Source organism: Blautia sp. SC05B48, from assembly GCF_005848555.1.
In the GTDB taxonomy this organism is placed as follows: Bacteria; Bacillota; Clostridia; order Lachnospirales; family Lachnospiraceae; genus Blautia_A.
In genome coordinates, this window is the sequence record NZ_CP040518.1 from 3,646,302 (window position 1) to 3,665,907 (window position 19,606).

The window sequence follows — 19,606 nt, forward strand, 5'->3', positions numbered from 1 at the left end:
TTTACTCCTCTATATTATTTTCTATAAACAAAATACAAGTCACCCAAACATCCTCTCGCCGAGTTATAAAAAGCACGATATTTGCTTGCAAGTTTTATCCATAACGCAATATTGCCTGTCTCAAAGAAACGCCTTCTTAGTTCAAGGAACTCAATTCCTTTTTTCAGCATTTCTTTGTCATTCTCTGATGTTACTCGTTCTAAACCCATCTCATGAAAACGAATATAATCATCAAAAGTTTGAATTCTACTTTCCTTGGTTCTATTCTCTTCACTTGTTGCATTGTCACCATGTCTACGGAATTCTATTACTGGGTAATTGAACAATCCTAAAGCATGATCCATCCTTGCAAAACGCCATAGTATTGCGTCATGTGGGTATTTCGTATTCCATTTATCCTTAATCGAGTTGTAAAACGTTTTTGTGAAGCAGAATACACATCCTGGACGATTGATATATGGCCATTTTGGGTCAATTCCCAAAAGATCTATACTTTCGTCTTTTTTCATTTTTTTACTGTTAGACGCGTACAGCTTACTCCCGCTTCCGTTATCTTTTTCTGAGAAAAAAGTATTATAATTAGCGGCGAGCAATTCAATTTTAGGATTGTTTTCCATGCACCCTACCATCTTTTCAACTTTATCAGGATGCCAAATATCATCTTGATCGCACGGAAAAATGTAACCGCCAGTTGCTAAATCAAAACCACTCTTAAAGTTTTTCTTCCATCCCTGGTTCAGCTCATTCTGAACCAAGTTCCACCCTTTCAGATTGTACTCTTTTATATAAGCACTCACTAAATCTGGTGTATGATCTGTGGAACAATCATCCATAATAATTACTTCATCAATTGGCATTGTCTGCTCTCGCAAAGAATCCATTTGTTCCCGCAAATATTTTTGCCCATTATAAGTCGTCATAACGACAGACACTCTCTTATCCATTGCTCTTCCTCATTCTCTTCTTTATAACATCCATGGCGGCAGTGGCATATGGATTTCTCATAACAATCAAAGTTATCACATACACCAAAGCAGAAAGTACAACAGCGCAGGCCATCTTCATCAAGCTGTTATGGAAGAAGCCATTACATAGCAAACATGTAATTCCGATAAACGCACTGCCACAAATGCATGAAACAATTGGTTTCACTTCCAAGGTTCTCCAATCAAAAAACGCCTTTGAAAAGCACATCTGCATCATACAGTTCACCAACTCAGCTATTACTGTTGTAACTGCTGCGCCAATCATTCCAAGCGTAGGCATTAAAACGAAATTCAGTCCAACATTTACAATTGCTGAAACCACTGTTGCTTTAAGGCAAAGCTTTTCCTGGCGATTAACAATCAGAACACAGTTTGTAAACAGTGACGCATATATGGCAAATAAGGTCGCAACGCTCAGAACTTTCAATACTGCATCACCAGCGATATACTGTTCTCCTCCTGCAATCAAAATCATAGAATCGCTCATAAAGAACATTCCAACTACAATTGGAAGCAACACAATATTCAACGCAGAAAAAATCCGATTCAAAAACGTTTTATACTCAAGTGGCTTGTTCTTTATGATATATGCAATTCTCGGCACTGAAACAACGATCACCGCATTGATAAGTTGCTTCAACAAATTATAAATTTTAGATGCGAAGCTGTAGACGCCAACTTGTGCATCCGATTCAAAAAAGCCAAGCATAGTAATATCCGAATTGACATAAATTGAGATGGCAATTGAATTCACAAATAAAATCAGCAATGACACAAGATGCCTTTTCAAGTCCATATCAAACGTAAAGCGAATCTTCGCATACTTACGGACATAAAATACATTAATCAGGTTTCCGCCATTAGTTGCTAAAACCGAGATAATGCAATATGGAATAATATCCTCTGGCTTCCTTACGAAAACGAACATTGCAATGAGGCACACACATTGAACTGCAATGTACCGCACTGTAATATAAAAGTAATCTTCAAAGATGCCATTTACCCAGTCTGTACCAATTACAGCCATAATGATTGCTGTACTCTGGATAAAAATATAGGCTTTGTATCCCGAAAATTTTGGCAGGCAAAATACCATTATGCTGAGCAACAGCAATGAAATTGCTGCTGAACATACGTTAATGGAAAACACCTGTGAGCAAAACTTATCTACTTCTTTTTGGTCATCGCGTACTTTTGCACCTTCCCGAATCGCATAAGTATATATTCCAAGGGCTGCCAGCAGTATGAAATAATTCGTCACAGAATATGAAAAGCTGTATTTTCCATAACCATCATTTCCTAACACTCTTGATATATACGGAAATGTGATCAGTGGAAATATGATAGAACAGCATTGCTTAATTCCATTTAATACAGCATTTAATCCTAACGATTTTTGTTTCATACCACTTTGCCTTTCTTAGTCAAATTTTTTCACCTTACTTAATGAAGCCATCATCAGCAAAAAGATTACATAGCTTATCGAATGATAATGATAAGTAATTCCACCAAATATAATTATTATCATTGCATCCTTAAACTTTGTTTTCATGCATTTTACTACTTCATAATAATACGCCAAAAGTGTACATACTCCGCCCCCAAGTAACAATCCAATAACATCACATTCTACGGCCCATGCACTTGAATACTGCTGTATGCCTATTATTCTGCAAATATCTTGTTGTTCAGAAAACGCGGCTCCAGAACATCGCATTCCATATCCGAACAACATTTGAAAAATGTTCGAACGTGTCAACCATATTTCAAACCCATACGGATAATATAATAAGTGCCGCATTCCCGAAACATTTATCGCGCCTGTATCAGTTATCCGCAACAATATATTTGAAACCTGTCTGCGAATAGATGGTATTTTCAAATATGCTGCCAATGAAGCTACAATTATAGTTACTCCACCAATTGCATTTCTTACCAGCGCACTCTTTTTGATTTTTAAATTACTCTTCAATTTTCTAATGATTACAATTATTACATAACCTGCCACCATTACCCATCCTGTTCTTGACAAGCTAAGAACTGCTGTGGCAAGCAATAAAAATTTCCATACTTTCTTCTTTTCCAATGCTGCACCTAAGCATACCACAAGAGCAAACATCGAATTTTCAAAATTCAAGCCAGTAATTCTCATGTTCCAAGAATTTCCAGAGAAGAATCCCATAATCCAATCTCTCGTATTTGTAGAGTGAAGAATATCTACAAAAAGAATTTGATTGATATTAATTCCTGCACCATATTGTAAAATCAACTGAAGAATTCCCCATATAGCCTGTATCCGTGCTGCCCATACAATCCCATTTACATAACAATCTGTACATTCTGATAAATACTTGTTTGTACAGTTAAAAAGCAACACAAAAATCACAAGATAGAAAGTGCTATTGATTAAATAACTTTTTACTATATCGTAGTGCTCCACACGAAAATCGTATGCCATGGAAAACAGGCACGATACCATACTACATAATATAAACAAAAGGAATCCTGAAGCTCTCGGTATTTTCATGCCGCCCTTGTTTTTATGTTTGAGGAACTCAACCCCTGCAAATACTGTAAAAAGTCCAACAAATACAGCATTAACGGAAATCCCCGAAATTTGTAAACCTGATATCGAATTCAAGATAACGAATCCAATAACGATAATCTTTTCCCACGTTTTCATACCGCCACCTCTCTTTCAAAGAGATAGCAGTACGAAACTGCATCACAAAGTTTTTGGGGAATACTATCTATATAAGAGTGAACGTAAGCAAGCCATTCTTTAGCTTGTCTTACCCCCCCCCCGGACAGTTTTTGTCTTTAGTAATTTGCTAATCAGAATTGGAATTACAGCATAATACACAAAGGAACGTCCCAATTCAATGCTTTCACTTCTAACAAGAAAAATCATATAGTACATCAAGTATACGATTACAAAGAAGTTCTCTGGCTTTACATATTTAGAATTACAAAGTTGCTTAAAACGATTCGATAACGTTCCCCAAACGTATCCTAACGCTATAAAAAAGAGCACTGAGAAATATCCAAAATTCCAGTATCCCTCTGCTATAAACGATGCTCCACATCCTGCATTTGTCACTGTGTAGTATGGAGAAAACACTTCATCGATACTTATATACTCTAAGTTCAAAAAGTTTGGCAAAACGCTGTATATACTTCTAACAAAGGACATTCCGTACCTATAATCCACTTTTTTCGGACACAAAGCATATACCAGCGTGTTAATAACTTGTGTGTTTCCCATTTCTTTAATCGCAGCAAAAATAAAATTGTTTTCTAATAAATCTGTCGCTGTTTCTTTCAAAAAAAGCTGCACATTACTTGCAAGATAAATATAATTTCTAGCACTTGACACAAACGAAAATACAAAGACTCCTACTAATCCAAAAATGCAAATCATGACAGCTCGTTTTTTGCTAATTTCTTTTCTATACAAATTACTAATAACAAGAAGAACAATAGCCAAACGGAAAACAGCTATTCTACTTCCACCTAATAATTGTAACAACACATAGCTACCCAAAGCGAAATATACCGTTCTTCGTCTTTTTTCCTCAAAGCAATATAAAATCAAAATCGCACTTGGATAAAATCCTGAAATTAATACAAAAATTTTATCAATACCTGTTGCATTTCCCAAAGTATCACTATATCCATTAAAAAAAACAGTTGTTACATCTTTATACAGTTCATAAAATGTTGGAACAACTGATATGAGTAAAAGTCCCCACGCCACTCTACACAATACATTATCTGTTAATACAGGTTTATTTGAGAGCTTTTCATATTTGATAGAGCTCCTATGAAAACAAAAGCCTATTCCAGTTAACGCAATAGCGATAAAGCAAAAAACACTTGCATTTAATATTTCCTGGTTAGAGAAAAAGCCTCTGTCCATCGAAAATGCAAAGACTCCCAACTTATATCCAAATGCAGTTAATATACATTGTCCGAAAGAGAACAAGTAGCACATGATCATGAATATGAGAAAAACGTCCCACTCTTTCTTGACTTGATATAGCGCTATGGTAGAAAGAACTCCGTATATAATGGCCACATAACCTATTTTTCCCAGAATATTCTCTGATGCATCTATTTGTACCAAAGCGAAAGAACCTATAATTTCTACAAGAAAAATCAATATTGCTACCACTTGGCTTCTCTTTATTAGATATTTTTTCACCACAATTTTCCTCAACTCTCAATTTTCCTTAAAACGCGTCTCCATCATATGTAAGTATCTTTTTTCTGTGTACATTTCCTTGCAGTATTCCCTATTTCTTTTACATACAGTTTTTAATTCATTCGCTTTAAAAGAAGCAACTTTGCTATACGCGTTTTCTTTATTTTTCATCACAATTCCATTCACACCGTCTTCCACAATATCTGGAATACCAGCATGATCTGTTGTAATAATAAACATTCCATTGCCCATTGCTTCCAGAATACTAATAGGCTGGCCCTCGTTGGGATATCGAGTTGGAAGTGCAAAAAGATAGCATTTTTTCAGAAGTTCTCTCTTCTGTTCGCCACCCACAATTCCATGATATGTAACGTACTCTTCCAGCCCATTTTCCTTTATATAGCTTTTAAAGTAATCTTTTTCACTGTCTTCAAAAAACTTGCCTGCAAAATCAAAATGGAATCTTTTTTCTCCGCCTGCATCCACACGTTCTTTTTCTGCTTTTGCCATTTCAAGAACGAATGGATATCCCTTGCTTCTGATAAAATTGCTCAACCAAAGGACATGAAGAACTTTTTTACTTTCCAATGATTTCAGCTTTTCTTCAATTTCTTGGTCTGTGAGCAGATATTGATCATCAACGCAGTTTTCTACGACAAAAATCCTGTCATCATCAATCATCCCTTCAAAAATCTTCTTCAGAGACTTTGACAAGACAATTGCACCTGAGAGTTTCTTGATGGCTTTATAATTTGCTTTGCGTTGCCAGCCAGCCATATCGTTATCGACTAACTGACGATAATATCCGCCATGGAGATGAATCAAACATTTCTTGTGCTGCAATTCCAATAGCTTAAAAATGACCAAGTCCCGAAGATTTCCGCCTTTCGTTTGGCTGATTGTAAAATAAAACAAATCAGCCTTGCTACGGCTTATCTTCAGGAGATTCTTAATAAAGTTCTTGTTATTGGTAATATCCACCTTTTCAAATTCAAACTCCCCTTGCGAATCAATCTCAAAATTCAAATTTGAATTATAAAGAGTCTCAACTGCCTTGGATAAGCCATGCATTGGAGGAGGAAACTGAGCAATAAAACATATTTTCTTCATCAGCTATTGCCCTCCAACCTCTTAATAACTCTTGCCGGATTACCAGCAATCACACAGTTATCTTCGAATTTTCCGCATACCACAGCACCGGCACCGACAACGCAGCCATCCCCCAGCACTGTGCCTTTCAGAATTATACTGTTGCACCCAATGAAACAGTTCTTACCGATCTTGATTTCTCTGCTTGGCACCAGATCACTGTCACCACCATTTTCATCCCGGAGCAGTTTGTTTCTGGTTTCTGTTTCAATAGGATGGAAGTCATTATCCAGAATCTTGCAGTTACCACCAATGCAGGTATTCTCACCAATCGTGATCTTCTTGCGGGCGTAAATCGTAGCACCTGAAATTCCCACATTATCTCCGATTTCAATCTCTGCACCAGGTGCACGGGTAACGATGATTGTCCGGCTGTAAAGTCCAACCAGATTACTGAGGAAGCTGCTCTTAATCGTGGTGTTCTCACCGATCTTCAGCTTGGCACCACCTTTGTTGAAGATGATTGGTACGCCTTTCAGCAAGAGGTTCTTTCCATATTCAATTTTCGTCATCTTCATAACCAGCTTGAACCAGTTACTATTCATTCCCTCTCGCCTCCTTTACAGCTTCAGAATTTCTTCTGCATACTTCTGTACACTTACGTTTCTGGTCAGATTTTTTTCAAGTTTTTCCCGGCTTCTGGCTCCCATGGCCTTCAGCTTTTCACTTCCAGCATTCTCAATAAACCAGCGGATGTTTTCTTCCACCTGGTCATACTCGCCCGGCTCGCAACACAGGCCACCCTTTGTGTCCTCAATAATGCAGCGAATCTCAGATCCAGATTCCAGCACTCCAATTACTGGCTTTGCAGCAGAAGCCAACCCGTAATATTTTGACGGGCAGCTCACTCCTTTAATGCCTTTCGCATTCACACACCAGTGGACATCTCCAGCATTCAGACTGTAAATCAAGTCTACCTTGTCCTGATATGGGATAAAAACTACATTCTCCATTTGATGCTCGGTCACATAGTCTTCCAGTGTTTTCAACACAGAACCAGCACCGACAAAGGCAAAGACAACCTCTCGGCCATCTGCCGTCTTGGTATCAGCACCAAACTTCTCAACCACTTTGATCAGGTTCTCAAGGTCATAGTACAAACCGATATTGCCGGAGTACATGATGACAAACTTGCTATCTAGGCCGTACTTCTTCTTAAAAGCAACTACTCTCTCGTTGCCTGCTTCCAACGGATAGATTTCATTTTCATCGATCCAGTTATTGATCATAACAGTCTTCGGGACTTTCTTGCCCTTGAATCTGCCTTCTACCGTCTCGACCAGATCCCGCCCAACTGTGATGATCAAGTCACTTCTCTTGCAGCTGAACTTGTCAAACCACATCATGGCATCAGTGACAAATTTACTCTTGGTATAACCAACAGCCAGCACCTGCTCCGGGTTGAAGTCCTGAATGTTGTAAATGTACTTAGCGTGTTTTACCCACTTGCCCCAGACACCCAACAGACCGCCAAGGATTGGCGGCTGAGAAATGGAAAACACATAGTCCTGTTTTCCGACCTTGAAGGTCGCACTCATTGCCCCAAAGAAGTAGGACAAAATATTCCTTACACGGCTCACCTTATTGGTCTTGCTGAACTCCGGAACCCGGATTCTCAGCACGTTCACGCCGTTGATTTCTTCTTCATAATACTTCTGTGTCTTATATTTATCTTCAATCGTTCCAAGGTAACTCGGAACCACACAAATCACTGTAATATTAAATTTATCCAGCATACCCTCCGCCAGTTCACGGAGGATCTGCCCCGTTGACGCAGTATCTGGAATATAGTAATGAGCATAAATCAGAAGATTTTTCTTACCTGCGCTTTCTTTCTTCATCTGCTATATTCCTCCAAATTTACTTCATTCCTTATTAAGAAATGAAGTTTTTCAAAACTTATCTTCACACAAACTCCACGTTCCAGACATCCACTCCGGAATCCTGGAACACCTCTCTCAACCTCTGATGCAGCATCTCCCGTGTGACGCCTTTCTTCAGTATTACTTGCAGGAAGCCGCCGCCTCCGGCTCCGGAGATGAATTTTCCGTCGATCATGTCTTCACATACACTGAAAATCTGGTCTATGCAGGTGTTGGTTGAGCCGGCATCCAGCTTTTTGGAGATTTCCCAGTGCTGGTTGAGAAGGCTCGCGAATTCGTCGATGTCTTCTTTTTCCAGGGCGAATTTCATGAGTGCTGCTACTTTCTGCATCTCATCCAGCGCCTCCAGAGATTCTTTTCGGCCGCCGATGTAATTTCCTACGACTTCTCTGAGAAGGTTTCGGGCAAGGCGCCGCTGGCCTGTATAGATCAGAGCAAATCGTTCCTGAAGCTCCTGTTTCGTTTTTTCCGAGATTTCTACCTTTTCTACCTTCAGCTGCTGGCGGATTCCGGGTCTTGATGTGATAAATTTGATTCCGGGTGTCAGGCCGCCAACCTGATCCTGCCAGCCACCGCCTGTGCTCATGATCTGCTCCAGGTTGAGGACTGTATCATAGATCTGGCTGTCATCCCAGCTCTCTCCAAGAAACTCTGCAAAAGCTTTGACGCAGGCTCCTGCAAGGATACTGCTTGTTCCAAGGCCGGAGCCTTTGGGAACGCCTTTGACACAGGTGGAAAGGTAGAATCCGCCGCCCATTTTTTCCAGGACCTTTTTCAGGTCGGCCTTTTCCTCCAGCGGAAGGATCCCGCAGGCGATAATGGCTGCCTTGTGCAAGGCAAAAGGATCGTATGGATTATGGCAGTCCTGGATCTCTTCTGCACTTTCTGCTGTTCCGTAAGCACCTGTGTCTGTACTTGCCAGCTCAATATGTAATTCCGGTATCTTCCGGATCTCTACCTCGATGGGTTCACAGCCTCTCAGCAGGATTGCTGCGTTAAGAACAGTTCCTCCGTGTTCGTTGCAGTATGGCGGTGTGTCTGACCAGCCGCCGCCCCAGTTCACACGTACCGGCAGATTTACCTTTACCTGTTCTTTTGCGATCGTATAGCCGCTGTTTCCTGTCAGCTGTGTCTGAGATGCGATCTCTTTCTGGATCTGGGAAAAGCACTCCTGCTCCAACACATCGTATGTTTTTCCGTCAAAGCATTTTTTAGTGAATTTCATGGAGCGTGATACTGCATACAGGATCCGTATTTTCTGTGAAAAATCTGCTTTTTCAGCTTCTTTCATCAGCAGATGGTAATGTCGTTCCTGGATTTCTTTTTCACCAAAGATCTTAAGTGCAGGAATATAATGTCCGCCTTTTTTCAGCTCTCCCAGAAATACTGCCACCAGGATCCTTGCTTCCAGATCTTTTTTCCAGGAAAGGATATTTTCTGTATTTCCATACCGGAAGGATTCTTCCAGACTCAGTCTCGGCTGTTTTTTCCAGCTCTCGATCTGCCGGGGTTCAGCAAGTCCTTCGCTCATTTTTACAAGAAGGTTTCCTGCCTGTGCTGCTTCCTGGAATGTTTTGCAGACCGGATACAGTTTTGCATTCCAGAGTGCGTGGGTTTCGCCTGTCCAGATATCTTCCGGCGCCAGTCCATTGGCCGAAAGAAAATCTGCCAGGTTTCCCCGCAGAAAGCTTCCTCTTTCTTCCAGCGTTTTCTTCGGATTATCCATGACTCCATATGTACGGATCACGCATCGTCCTGTCTGACCGCCGTAAAGCTCTGTGATCTCGTCCTTCAGCTTCACACCGTGAAATACTGTGTTCGCCGGTATATGTACATCCTTCAGGGAAAGGCCGGATACTACAGCGCCCTTTCCGACATGGGTTCTTCCCTCAAGGCAGGTGTCTTCAATATATGTTCCTTCCTCGATGTCAGCTTCCGGTCCGATCAGTGCTGTGTGCAAAGCTCCCTGGCAATTTAAGTCATTGGTGAATACGTGTTTTTTCCAGTCAAGGAACTCATAATCGGTTACTTCTTCTGTCATCAGAGCACGCAGCTCTCTCGTTGTTCCGAAATGGATAAATTCTGCAGGAGAAAGACAGATCAGCTTCATCTGAAAAGGACTTAATGCCTTCCATATTTTTTCTCTGCAGGTAAAAAGCTCTGTGCAGAATTCGCCTTCCGGTTTTTCTTTCTGATATTGTTCAAAGGTGGAATCTGCCGCCAGCGGATACAGAAAATCTCCGTAAAAGCTGACTCTTGCTTTTTCATTTACAAAGCTTTCGTATTTATCCGGATCTGCTTTTTTTCCTGATGCATCTGCGATCAGACTGAACAGTGTTTCCAGTATTTCGGCGTCCAAAAGTACGGCGCCTGTGTCAAGATCCACGCAGTCCTGTCCATTCACGGCTCCCAGCCTGCGAAGTGTTTCTGCCGGCTGTTTGTGAAGAAACATTTTTACATGGTCGCTTCCATCGTTTAAAAACACTCCATGATCGACTCCCACTTCTACCGGAGATTTCATGGAGATTGCCGCAGCTCCGCGGAACTGGGCATCTATCTGTAAAGGATTAAAAAGGAGGAGCACATCTCCGGAAAGTACCAGCATTCCTTCTTTGAACCTAGCCGGAACGCCTGCCATACTGATGAGAAATTCATCAAACAGTGTGGAGCCTCTTCCATCCGGAAGTTCTCTTGGTACTGGTGAAAAAAGCTTTCCGCACACAGAATACTGTGGGACTCTTTTGCTGTCTCCGCCGGAATGGATCACAAGGATTCTTTTGTTATGGAAATCTCCCCGGAGTCCTTCTTCCTCCGAAAGAAATCGGAGCACATTCAGGGTTGCTCCGCCGGAGCCTACTCTTTTGCCTTCCGGATCCGGGAGCACGAAATATTTTGTCCATCCCGGCAGTACGCCCTGTTCCAATCTGTCTGCGATCTGGCTGCGGAAGGATCTAGCCTGTTCTTCATTTGATGAGGTCAGGATCACATAGTCCCATCTGGGAAAATTTACTTTGCGGATGCTTCGTGCATAGTCTTCCCATGCATCCTGGCAGCTTTGCCGCAGAAAAAGATTTTTCAGTTTCCTGTATTCTGTGTTCATTGCTTTCCTTATCCTTTGCTTTTTCATACTTTCTTTTTTTACATAACTTCGAATACTCTTATCCGCTGTCACGGCTACGCCGGAGCTTCTGGCGGAAATTCTTGGCCGACTCTTCCTTATGATAAGGGAGACACGACAGGCGGTATTCAACCTGTCAGCATCTGCCTGTAGCAGAAGCTGAGTTGTGCTCTCGCTCTATAAAACAGTGGTCATACCACTTGTTTCCCAAACTGAAGAATACATTTATGACTCAGATTTCTGGCACTGTTCAGGCTTCGATTTCCTCTGTGCCCGTTCTCACAGGTATATTCATCTGTTTTGCGGTTTGCTGTCTTAACTGGCGCACCGCAGACAGAGCAAGTTTCGGATATCCCTTTTGCATAGGTTTCAATGACCAGAATGCCGTTTTTCCATGCTTTATAGGGCAGATTGCTCCTGATCCCGGAGCTTAGATGCATAGTGCTCCAGTTTCCTGATCCGATCATCACATAGTCTGTGTATTCTTTTTTGTATTTTGGAAGGACGATCAGCGAAACCTGCTTTTCCAGGCAGAAGCCTATGATCTGTGAACTGATCTCATGGGCATAATGCTCCGACAGATGCTTCAGATGCATCCAGTATTTCCTGTTTTCTCCGGGCTGTTTTTCCCCGCCGAGAGATTTCCGGGCTTTCTCGATTTTTTTCCTGATCTGATTGCAGCGGTGCGTATATTCTTTTCCGCCGCCCCAGAATTTCACATCTGTTTCCTTCCCCATGCCGTCACATACTGTCCCCACAGCAAAAACATCTCCGTTTGTAAACTGGATGGCACAGATCTTCCGTCCTTCCTGGATACGCTGTTTTACTGTTGCAGTGTCTGCTGTAAATTCCTTTACGGGAACATGCAGCATGAGATATTTCTTCTCAAATGTTACTGAGGGTGACATCAGCTCTGCTTCTGCGGGAAATTCTCTGCCGTACAGCCTGCATCTCATCCATTTCCACTGTTCTCCTGTCCATACCTTCAGTGTGATCTCCTTATGGGAAAAATCTCTGTACATTCCTTTATAATAGGTAACTGCCGAATGAAGCTTTTCTGCTTTTCTCCCCGGAATGGACTTTTGCCTGGATATGTGACTCTTTGCTGCGGCTATGGCACTGTTTATCGCAGCACGCCTGAAATACAATGGGACTTTTTCCCAGGGAAGGGGATTCTGTGGAACCTGCTTATCTCTTCCCATAATGGTCAGGACTTCCAGGGCCCGAAGAGTTTTCTGGCTTCCCAGTTCTCCCAGTTCCTCATGAGCCAGCAGAAGATCATAATAAAAGCTTTCAATTTCATTATAGAAATCCTGGGTTTTCCTGAGCCATTCCGGATGTCCGCAGCAAAGTCGGAGTCTTCTGGTTGTTATGCTGTAGCCTGTATTGGACGGCATGTTCTCTTCCTTCCATTTATTTATATAACTTATCCAATATTATTATCTTGTCGCTTAATGTTAGATTAAGCGACAGGACCTGAAAAAACCTGTATATAAGGGAATTCGCCATTTTTCTGACCACAAAAGCCGACCACTTATGACCATGAATCTTATACCAAGAAGCCTGATATTTCCCGCAAAATACAGGTCCCTGGGACTATACATCTGACCACTTATCATGACCACTTTTATATATTGATATGTATTTTTATTTCTTCGATATATAAAAAGTTGCGTAAAACGGCACAAAAAACGACATAATTGGACAGCTATGGCAGTTTCAGATCGCTTGACAAGCATTAAAGCGGATGTTATCATTACATATGGTTCAAAATCTTGGATCAAACAACAGAATAATCCAAAAAAATTACTGTCGCTTAATCTAACATTAAGCGGCAGTTTTCACATTCTCTTCATTTTCCTTTCACACAATGCACACATTTTTTTACTATATTATTAACCGTAGATAGCAAATGCAAATGCTAAATAATCTTTTTCTTTTTCATACTTTTTTGCCGGGAGTCTGCACAACTCCCGGCCTCCTTTTTTTATTCTTCAGGCAGTTCGCCTGCATTTTCTATTATTATTAAAGATATAAAAATATGTCTTGTTTTTTCCTCTTTCATATATTATACTGATTAAGAACTTATTGTTCCTGTCCAGTTTGTTCTTTGATAATTTCATAGACTTCACACTCGAAACATGATACAATATCCGCACAGAGAAATATGCGGTACAGTTTTTATGGGAGGATGCGCATATGTTAGATCAGAAAGATTTGGAATTATTAGCTGGTATGATAAACCCGATCAATGTCCAGCTGGGCAATATAAATAACCGATTAGATGGTATCGACGCCAGACTGGATGCTGTGGATGCTCGTCTCGACGGTATCGACGCTCGTCTCGATGCTATGGATGCTCGTTTCGACGGTATCGACGCTCGTCTCGATGCTATGGATGTTCGCTTCGACGGTATCGACGCTCGTCTTGATGCTATGGATGTTCGCTTCGACGGTATCGACGCTCGTCTCGATTCTATGGATGTTCGCTTCGATGAAATAGATGCCCGCTTCAACCGGGTAGAAAACAGACTTGAAATGATCGATCTGAAATGTGATACCAACAGAAAACGCCTGGACGACCTTTCACTGGATGTTAAGCTTGCAGAACGGGATATCCGAAAAGATATCAAGAATTTACAGGACACAACAGAAACTCTTGTTGTTGTACTTCAGGGAAGAGGTATTTTACCTGACCCAGGTAACACAATACAGACAGCCTGATCATACCATGTAAAGAGTGTGAAGCCTATGAAAGTATCAGTTACTGTTCACTGGTAATGTTCCGCGAGGTGTTTTTTGTGAGCGAAGGTCACAGAAAACCCGAGACATACCGCGCGAATTTATGCGATCAGCATAAATTCTGTGCATCGCGAAGCGTGTTACTGAGAACGGAGTGAACAGTAACAAGTATCAAGGGATCACACTCTTTCTCCTCAAAAAATGGTTGCATTTACAATTCGTTTATGTTATAGTTATATGCGTTGCGGGGTATGGCGTAGCTTGGTAGCGCGCACGGCTGGGGGCCGTGAGGTCGCAGGTTCAAATCCTGTTGCCCCGATTAAAAATTATAGATATTATAACAGCTAAGGTTTCCGAGGTCTGATGACTTCGGATTTTTTTATTACCTTTATTACTTTACTATTTTTCGAAAGGAAGGTTTTACATGCAGGATAATCTGTCTCTTTATCATATTTTTTATACGGTAGCACGTACCGGCAGTATCTCCCACAGTTCCCGGGATCTTTATATCAGTCAGCCTGCTATCAGCAAGGCGATCCAGAAGCTGGAGCAGAATCTGGATACCGTTCTTTTTAAACGAAGTTCCCGGGGTGTCACTCTGACTCCGGACGGTGAGCTTCTTTTTGAAAAAGTAAAAGAAGCTCTTTCACTTCTGGATGAAGGAGAAAATTCCATTCGCCATAACCGTTCCCGGGACATTCCAAAGCTGCGTCTGGGTGCCAGTTCTACTCTTACCAGATATGTACTGCTCTCCCACCTGAAAAACTATATCGCTCGTTTTCCTCATGTACGTATCACAATTTCCTGCCAGTCTACTTATCAGACTCTGCAGCTTCTGGATGAGGAAAAAATCGATCTGGGACTCATCGGACGGCCGCAGAAACTTCGGGGATATTATTTTCAACCTCTTTTGAAAATCCAGGATACCTTTGTCTGTACACAACAGTATCTGGAAAACCAGAAACAGCTCTATCCTGATGAACCTCTGATTCAGGCAGCAACTTTCATGATGCTGGATGAGGACAATATTACACGTCAGACTGTGAACTCTCAGCTGAAAGAACATCATGTGGAATTAAGCCACATTCTGGAAGTAACAACTATGGATCTTCTGATCCAGTTTGCGGAAATCGGTCTTGGGATTGCCTGTGTGATCCGCGATTTTGTAAAAAAAGAGCTGGAAGAAGGGACTCTGGTGGAAGTACCGGTAGGATTTTCTTTTCCGCTGCGTGAGATCGGGTTTGTGTGCAGACAGAAAGATGCTGATTCGGCTTTAATCGCGCCGTTTTTCGATGATGAAACAGGGCATCCGGATAGATAAAGAGTGTAAAAAAATCCCCTCTGATCATTACGACCAGATGGGATTTTTAGATTTCAAAAAAGTTTCCTGCCACTGTATTACATATGTAACTTTTTTGTCTCAAACTTCGCTGCGCTTCGTTCGAGTAGCGCAAAATTTATTGCACCTGCAATAAATTTTGCTTAGTTATTAATAAGCTTATCCTCGCCGTTCCAGCTGTAGAGTTTACGGATCTCCTCGCCAACTTTCTCAGACTGATGCTCAGAAGCTAATTTTCTCATAGCCTTGAAGTGTACCTGTGCACCTGCATCGGACATGTCGAGTAAGAACTCTTTTGCGAATGTACCATCCTGGATATCGGAAAGAACTTTCTTCATTGCTTTCTTTGTATCCTCTGTGATGATCTTCGGTCCTGTGATGTAATCACCATACTCAGCTGTATTGGAGATAGAATATCTCATTCCGGCGAATCCTGACTGATAGATCAGGTCAACGATCAGTTTCATCTCATGGATACACTCGAAGTATGCGTTTCTTGGGTCATAACCAGCTTCAACAAGTGTCTCGAAACCAGCCTGCATAAGTGCGCAAACACCACCGCAAAGTACAGCCTGCTCACCGAAGAGGTCTGTCTCTGTCTCTGTACGGAATGTTGTCTCAAGAACTCCAGCTCTTGCTCCGCCGATTCCAAGTGCATATGCAAGTGCGATATCCTGAGCTTTACCTGTAGCATCCTGCTCTACAGCGATCAGACAAGGAACACCTTTGCCAGCCTGATACTCGCTTCTTACTGTGTGTCCAGGTCCTTTCGGAGCGATCATTGTAACATCAACATATGCCGGTGGTTTGATACATCCGAAATGAATGTTGAAACCATGGGCGAACATAAGCATGTTGCCTTCCTCAAGGTTCGGCTCGATATCATTCTTGTAAAGTGCAGCCTGTTTCTCATCGTTGATCAGGATCATGATGATATCTGCTTTCTTAGCTGCTTCAGCAGCTGTATATACCTCAAAGCCCTGCTCCTCAGCTTTTTTCCAGGATTTGCTTCCTTTGTAAAGGCCGATGATTACATTACATCCGGACTCTTTAAGGTTCAATGCATGTGCATGTCCCTGGCTTCCGTATCCAATAATCGCAATTGTCTTACCATCTAATAATCCGAGATTACAGTCTTCCTGGTAAAAAATCTTATTTGCCATTTTACTTTCCTCCTCTGATGTTTACAACATCTTCTTCATAAAAATTATTTATCGTTAAGAGAGTATCTGCTCTCCTAGCAAACATATGTAAAAATTTTTACAGGTACCGGACATCGTCACTGCCTCGTGACAGACCTGTGATTCCTGTTCTTGCAAGCTCAAGGATCTCATAGTCAGCCATCAGCTCCACAAACGCTTTCAGCTTGTTCTGACTTCCGGTCATCTCCATAATAAGTGAATCCTTACTTACATCCACCACCTTGGCACGGAAGATATCTGCAACAGAAAGAGCTCCCTGTCTCTGTTCTGGCTTCACAGCAACTTTAACGAGCATCAGCTCACGGGCAACGCTGTCGTCCTGTTCAAGGACCTTAACATCCCGTACATCTTCCTGCTTCGCCAGCTGCTTAGTAATCTGCTGGAGCATCTGGTCATCTCCCTCACAAACAACTGTCATACGGGAATATCTCTGATCTGCAGTCACTCCTGCGGTAATGCTGTCAATATTATAACCACGGCGACTGAAAAGGCCAGCCACACGGCTAAGGACTCCGGAGGTATTATCCACAAGGATGGATAGTATTCTCTTTTCCATAATACACCTGCTTTCAACACTTTTATGTATAGAAAACCGACTTCGTCAGTTAACGCTTTAATCTAATAAACCCTTGCTTTCTTACCATTATAACAACTTCGAAAATTTTGTCAATCAAAATTTCCTGCAAAATCCATTCAGGATGATAAGAAATGTTTTTATCCTCAGATCAGATATTTTTTCTTAAGCTCCTCGGATGCCTTTGATGTTAGGTAGAGTTTTTTCCGAAGGAATCTTTCAATTCCCCCGTTTTCTTTTTCGATGACATCAAAAACTGTATTGATATAAGACTCCTTCACCTGATAGAAGGCATTCAGATCTGCAAGCTTCCGGCTATTTTCCGGCCGGTCTGCCCGGTAAAGCCTGCGCATATACTTCAGTTCATCTTCCAGACATGGATTCGACCGCATATAATCCCTTCTTATCGTTTCCTTAGGTACACCCAAAGCAAAGAGCAAAAGTGCCGTTCCAACTCCTGCCCGGTCTTCTCCTGTGGCACTGTGAAAAACAACAGCTCCGTTCTTTACGTGAAGCAGGACATCCAGAAAACGTGCATACTGCTTCAAAGAATATTCATCCGTAATATAATTCCGGTACCAATCCTGCATATATCGGTCTACATCACCATAACAGGACATCACATGTTCAAAAAAACTGTTTCCACTGCTGTCTTCATCCCGAATCGGAATATGATAATATTCCACTCCTGCCATGATATCATCTGGTTTTTTCTTTACTTCTGCGGCTGACCGGAAATCGATCACTGTTTTTACATTATATTCTTCTGAAAGGATCCGGTTGTCTGCAGCAGAAGCATGATAGATTTCTCCGCTACGCAAAAGCTTTCTGGGAAGAATATGCGAACCGTCTACTGTCATCAATGCACCCAGATCTCTTGTATTCGGAAGATTCTGAAGCGGAAGCCTGCTTCCTTTTGGAAAGCCAACCGCAAGATCCGGATTCAGTACTTTAAGAAGCTGAAGACAATCCTGTACCTCCTGCTCTGTCATATCAAATTTATAACGCTTCTGACGTCTGGTTATGATTACCAGATAATTGATGATCAACTGCTTTTCACCGATTTTATCGGTTCCCTCACGGCGCATGTACGCCCAGAGAATATCTTTACACGGAAGACTGTTGAGCATCATATGTCTGGTAAACACAAAAAAGCCATCTTCGATCCGTATTTTTCCGTATCTCATTTTCTTTCCTTTCTCCTTCTCAACCCCTGTGCTGCTTTCTTCGCAACACTTTTTATCATACCAGAAATCTCCAGTCCCGTATACCTCGTTTGACAATTTTCGTAGTTTGGATATAATAAACAGAGAAATTTTACCACAGGGAGGCTTTCTTTTATGGACAATCTTATTTTCTGTCTGAATGTTACCGTGCCCATCTTTCTTACACTTCTCCTGGGATATTTTTTCCGGAGGATCGGGCTATTTGATGAGACATTTGTCAACCGTATGAACAAATTTGTGTTTGTCATCCCCCTGCCTGTGCTTCTGTTTCAGGACATCGCTAAAATTGATATCTATGAGGCCTGGGATCCCCAAATGGTTCTTTTCTGTTTTGCGATCACATCGCTCAGTATTATGATCTCCGTGCTCCTGTCACGTTTTCTCCATCCTTCCGATATCCGGGGCGAGTTTATCCAGGCATCCTACCGCAGCAGCGCGGCGATCCTTGGTATCGCCATTATCCAGAACCTTTACGGAAATGCAGGTATGGCACCACTGATGATCATTGCCAGCGTCCCTCTTTACAATGTAATGGCTGTTGTAATTCTCTCTGTCTTTAAACCAGGTCAGAGAAAAATAGATGGTACCATTCTGAAGCGTACTTTAAAGGGAATTGTCACCAATCCCATCATTCTTGGCATTGCAGCCGGTACACTCTGGTCCCTTCTTCGTCTTCCATTTCCGAAGATCCTGGACTCTACGGCAGGCAATCTTGCAAAAACAGCCACTCCTCTTGGCCTCATGGCCATGGGCGGATCTCTGCACTTCGGAAAAGCCTTTTCCCGGCTGAAAGCATCTGTTGCCTGTACATTTATGAAACTTGTCGGTTATGAAGCACTTTTTCTTCCTCTTGCCATCCGCTGCGGTTTTACAAAGGACAAGCTGGTTTCCATCATTATCATGTTGGGGTCCGCCAGCACCGTTACCTGCTTTGTCATGGCAAAAAACATGGGACATGAGGGCTCTTTTTCTTCGGGAGTCGTGCTTCTTACCACATTATTCAGTGCCTTTACCCTGACACTCTGGCTGTTTATCTGCAAAGGTCTGGGACTGATCTGATATTGCAGCTTCTGCATATTATCTACCCGGAAAAATCTGTAACATAAAATGCTGTAAGAACTATGATTTCTGGTTCTTACAGCATTTTTTTATAAAAGCATATTCACATAAAGCTATCATTTCT

General features: G+C 41.8%; 15 protein-coding genes and 1 tRNA gene. 4 read left to right on the forward strand and 12 right to left on the reverse strand.

Going from position 1 to position 19,606, the window contains the following annotated elements; genetic code table 11:
* Positions 1 to 14: 14 nt before the first annotated feature.
* The 9 genes from EYS05_RS16980 to EYS05_RS17020 all read right to left on the reverse strand — a co-directional run bounded on the left by EYS05_RS16980 (position 15) and on the right by EYS05_RS17020 (position 12,737).
* Entirely contained in the window at positions 15 to 944 is a 930-nt protein-coding gene (locus tag EYS05_RS16980; RefSeq protein WP_138277612.1) for a glycosyltransferase, read from the reverse strand.
* Positions 937 to 2,391 carry a flippase gene (locus tag EYS05_RS16985; protein ID WP_138277613.1) on the reverse strand — a complete coding sequence of 485 codons (1,455 nt, stop codon included), beginning with the start codon at positions 2,389 to 2,391 and terminating at the stop codon, positions 937 to 939. Before EYS05_RS16985 ends, EYS05_RS16980 begins: the two co-directional genes overlap by 8 nt.
* Before the next feature lie 15 nt (positions 2,392 to 2,406).
* Positions 2,407 to 3,669, reverse strand: a complete 1,263-nt coding sequence (locus EYS05_RS16990; RefSeq protein WP_138277614.1) for a hypothetical protein — start codon at positions 3,667 to 3,669, stop codon at positions 2,407 to 2,409.
* Positions 3,670 to 3,768: 99 nt separating this feature from the next.
* The gene (wzy, locus tag EYS05_RS16995) at positions 3,769 to 5,160 is read right to left on the reverse strand and encodes an O-antigen polysaccharide polymerase Wzy (protein ID WP_158293344.1); all 1,392 of its coding nucleotides are present in this window, start codon (positions 5,158 to 5,160) and stop codon (positions 3,769 to 3,771) included.
* Between the two features lie 48 nt (positions 5,161 to 5,208).
* On the reverse strand, positions 5,209 to 6,300 hold the full coding sequence (locus EYS05_RS17000) for a glycosyltransferase family 4 protein (protein WP_138277616.1): 1,092 nt from the start codon (positions 6,298 to 6,300) through the stop codon (positions 5,209 to 5,211).
* Positions 6,300 to 6,884: an acyltransferase gene (locus EYS05_RS17005; protein ID WP_138277617.1), complete on the reverse strand. Its 585-nt coding sequence runs from the start codon at positions 6,882 to 6,884 to the stop codon at positions 6,300 to 6,302. The genes EYS05_RS17000 and EYS05_RS17005 overlap by 1 nt, the downstream gene beginning before the upstream one ends.
* A gap of 15 nt (positions 6,885 to 6,899) precedes the next feature.
* Positions 6,900 to 8,180 (reverse strand): glycosyltransferase family 4 protein, encoded by a 1,281-nt coding sequence (locus tag EYS05_RS17010; protein ID WP_138277618.1) that lies wholly within the window; start codon positions 8,178 to 8,180, stop codon positions 6,900 to 6,902.
* A gap of 64 nt (positions 8,181 to 8,244) precedes the next feature.
* Entirely contained in the window at positions 8,245 to 11,322 is a 3,078-nt protein-coding gene (locus EYS05_RS17015; RefSeq protein ID WP_243119167.1) for a fucose pyrophosphorylase domain-containing protein, read from the reverse strand.
* Between the two features lie 209 nt (positions 11,323 to 11,531).
* Complete coding sequence (locus EYS05_RS17020; protein WP_138277619.1) at positions 11,532 to 12,737, reverse strand: zinc ribbon domain-containing protein; 1,206 nt, start codon at positions 12,735 to 12,737, stop codon at positions 11,532 to 11,534.
* Between the two features lie 802 nt (positions 12,738 to 13,539).
* On the opposite strand from EYS05_RS17020, the gene EYS05_RS17025 reads away from it, so the two are divergent.
* The 3 genes from EYS05_RS17025 to EYS05_RS17035 all read left to right on the forward strand — a co-directional run bounded on the left by EYS05_RS17025 (position 13,540) and on the right by EYS05_RS17035 (position 15,403).
* Positions 13,540 to 14,064 (forward strand): hypothetical protein, encoded by a 525-nt coding sequence (locus EYS05_RS17025; RefSeq protein WP_138277620.1) that lies wholly within the window; start codon positions 13,540 to 13,542, stop codon positions 14,062 to 14,064.
* 263 nt (positions 14,065 to 14,327) lie between these two features.
* Positions 14,328 to 14,401: transfer RNA gene (locus tag EYS05_RS17030), tRNA-Pro, on the forward strand.
* 105 nt (positions 14,402 to 14,506) lie between these two features.
* Positions 14,507 to 15,403, forward strand: coding sequence for a LysR family transcriptional regulator (locus EYS05_RS17035; RefSeq protein WP_118625543.1), 897 nt, complete (start codon positions 14,507 to 14,509; stop codon positions 15,401 to 15,403).
* Positions 15,404 to 15,564: 161 nt separating this feature from the next.
* Here the strand turns inward: EYS05_RS17035 and ilvC are convergent, their stop codons facing one another.
* The 3 genes from ilvC to EYS05_RS17050 all read right to left on the reverse strand — a co-directional run bounded on the left by ilvC (position 15,565) and on the right by EYS05_RS17050 (position 18,384).
* Positions 15,565 to 16,584 (reverse strand): ketol-acid reductoisomerase, encoded by a 1,020-nt coding sequence (gene ilvC, locus EYS05_RS17040; protein ID WP_118515940.1) that lies wholly within the window; start codon positions 16,582 to 16,584, stop codon positions 15,565 to 15,567.
* A 97-nt stretch (positions 16,585 to 16,681) separates the two neighbouring features.
* Positions 16,682 to 17,179, reverse strand: a complete 498-nt coding sequence (gene ilvN, locus EYS05_RS17045) for an acetolactate synthase small subunit (RefSeq protein WP_015526774.1) — start codon at positions 17,177 to 17,179, stop codon at positions 16,682 to 16,684.
* A 164-nt stretch (positions 17,180 to 17,343) separates the two neighbouring features.
* Positions 17,344 to 18,384 carry a tyrosine-protein phosphatase gene (locus EYS05_RS17050; protein WP_138277621.1) on the reverse strand — a complete coding sequence of 347 codons (1,041 nt, stop codon included), beginning with the start codon at positions 18,382 to 18,384 and terminating at the stop codon, positions 17,344 to 17,346.
* 153 nt (positions 18,385 to 18,537) lie between these two features.
* Between EYS05_RS17050 and EYS05_RS17055 the strand changes: the two genes are divergently transcribed.
* On the forward strand, positions 18,538 to 19,482 hold the full coding sequence (locus EYS05_RS17055) for an AEC family transporter (protein WP_138277622.1): 945 nt from the start codon (positions 18,538 to 18,540) through the stop codon (positions 19,480 to 19,482).
* Positions 19,483 to 19,606 lie beyond the last annotated feature (124 nt).

Bases quoted from the DNA above. Each gene is read 5' to 3' on its own strand.
- EYS05_RS17005 (WP_138277617.1), bottom strand. From the start codon at position 6,884: ATGAATAGTAACTGGTTCAAGCTGGTTATGAAGATGACGAAAATTGAA.
- EYS05_RS17050 (WP_138277621.1), bottom strand. From the start codon at position 18,384: ATGAGATACGGAAAAATACGGATCGAAGATGGCTTTTTTGTGTTTACC.
- EYS05_RS16990 (WP_138277614.1), bottom strand. From the start codon at position 3,669: ATGAAAACGTGGGAAAAGATTATCGTTATTGGATTCGTTATCTTGAAT.
- EYS05_RS16980 (WP_138277612.1), bottom strand. From the start codon at position 944: ATGGATAAGAGAGTGTCTGTCGTTATGACGACTTATAATGGGCAAAAA.
- EYS05_RS17035 (WP_118625543.1), top strand. From the start codon at position 14,507: ATGCAGGATAATCTGTCTCTTTATCATATTTTTTATACGGTAGCACGT.
- EYS05_RS17055 (WP_138277622.1), top strand. From the start codon at position 18,538: ATGGACAATCTTATTTTCTGTCTGAATGTTACCGTGCCCATCTTTCTT.
- EYS05_RS17010 (WP_138277618.1), bottom strand. From the start codon at position 8,180: ATGAAGAAAGAAAGCGCAGGTAAGAAAAATCTTCTGATTTATGCTCAT.
- EYS05_RS17025 (WP_138277620.1), top strand. From the start codon at position 13,540: ATGTTAGATCAGAAAGATTTGGAATTATTAGCTGGTATGATAAACCCG.
- EYS05_RS17015 (WP_243119167.1), bottom strand. From the start codon at position 11,322: ATGAACACAGAATACAGGAAACTGAAAAATCTTTTTCTGCGGCAAAGC.
- EYS05_RS17020 (WP_138277619.1), bottom strand. From the start codon at position 12,737: ATGCCGTCCAATACAGGCTACAGCATAACAACCAGAAGACTCCGACTT.
- ilvN (WP_015526774.1), bottom strand. From the start codon at position 17,179: ATGGAAAAGAGAATACTATCCATCCTTGTGGATAATACCTCCGGAGTC.
- EYS05_RS16985 (WP_138277613.1), bottom strand. From the start codon at position 2,391: ATGAAACAAAAATCGTTAGGATTAAATGCTGTATTAAATGGAATTAAG.
- ilvC (WP_118515940.1), bottom strand. From the start codon at position 16,584: ATGGCAAATAAGATTTTTTACCAGGAAGACTGTAATCTCGGATTATTA.
- EYS05_RS17000 (WP_138277616.1), bottom strand. From the start codon at position 6,300: ATGAAGAAAATATGTTTTATTGCTCAGTTTCCTCCTCCAATGCATGGC.